The 1516-nt window shown below is 49.9% G+C and carries 1 protein-coding gene; it reads left to right on the top strand.

Annotated features, from left to right (window positions below):
• Positions 1 to 1516: fructose-specific PTS transporter subunit EIIC (locus R7070_RS25000; RefSeq protein ID WP_318141369.1), on the top strand; the 1516-nt coding region annotated here is incomplete at both ends.

Here is a 1516-nt window from a genome sequence, read left to right as displayed (position 1 = left end):
GATCTAAAAGCTCAAACCAAAGATGAAGCGCTCAAAGAGCTGGTCGAGATGTTAGAGGCCGCCGGCAAGCTCAATAGTCAAAGCCAGTTCTTGGCAGATATTTGGAAACGAGAAGAGATCGGTAACACAGGATTTGATGATGGTATTGCGATCCCTCATGCCAAAAGTGATGCTGTAGCGAAACCGGCTGTCGCGGTCGGGATCAGCCGTAATGGGATTGATTATGGCGCCGAAGATGGCGAGCTGTCCGATGTGTTTTTTATGCTGGCGTCTCCAGATGGTGATGATCATCATCACATTGAAGTATTGGCACAAATTTCCACCAAAATTATCGAAGACGGCTTTGTTGAAAAGCTCAAACAGGCTCAATCGCGAGAAGAAGCGCTTGAGATGCTGACTGATATTCAAACCCAATCCAATGAATTTCTCCCAACTTCTTTAGAATTTGCATCAGAACCCCTGAGCCCTTGGGCGCAAAAACTTGGTCGCATTAAAGAGCACTTGCTGTTTGGCACATCCCACATGATCCCGTTTATCGTTGCGGGCGGTGTGTTGTTGTCGTTGTCGGTGATGATCTCTGGTCACGGTGGTGTACCACAAGAAGGCATTTTGGCCGATATTGCCCAAATGGGGATTGCTGGCCTGACATTGTTTACTGCCGTGCTTGGCGGTTACATTGCTTATTCCATTGCCGACAAGCCGGGCCTTGCGCCGGGTATGATTGGGTCTTGGATTGCGGTCAGTCATTACAATACGGGTTTTTTAGGTGCAATTGTGGTCGGCTTTTTTGCTGGCTTTGTCGTTTGGCTATTAAAGAAAATTCGGCTACCAGACAGCATGAGTTCGCTTGGCTCGATCTTTATTTATCCGCTAGTCGGTACGTTTGTTACTTGCGGCGCGGTGATGTGGGTGATAGGTGCTCCTATTGCCAGCGCAATGACCAGCATGAACGAGGTGCTGACGGGCATGGCGGGCTCAGGCAAAGTAATGCTCGGAACTGTGCTTGGGGCAATGACCGCGTTTGATATGGGCGGCCCAATTAACAAAGTGGCGACGTTGTTTGCTCAAACCCAAGTGAACACGCAACCATGGTTGATGGGCGGGGTCGGTATTGCGATTTGTACGCCGCCATTGGGGATGGCACTAGCAACGTTTTTGGCGCCGAGTAAATTCAAGCGAGATGAACGCGAAGCGGGGAAAGCCGCAGGTATTATGGGGATGATCGGTATTAGCGAAGGTGCGATTCCTTTTGCCGCTGGTGACCCTGCTCGCGTGTTACCCGCTATTGTGGCGGGTGGCATCGTCGGTAACGTGATCGGCTTTATGTTCCACGTAATGAACCATGCTCCATGGGGCGGTTGGATTGTTCTCCCTGTTGTGGATGGAAAAATTGGTTATATCATCGGCACGATTGCGGGCTCAGTTACCACGGCATTGATCGTGATTGCACTAAAGAAAACCGTCACCGAAGATGAGAGTTACACAGGTCATTCTCAAGTATATGGCTCCGTTCAAG

Source organism: Vibrio sp. 1557, assembly GCF_033340175.1.
GTDB classification, from domain to species: domain Bacteria; phylum Pseudomonadota; class Gammaproteobacteria; order Enterobacterales; family Vibrionaceae; genus Vibrio; species Vibrio alginolyticus.
Note: the sequence above shows the minus strand (reverse complement) of the source record. Positions and strands in the feature narration are given on the sequence as shown.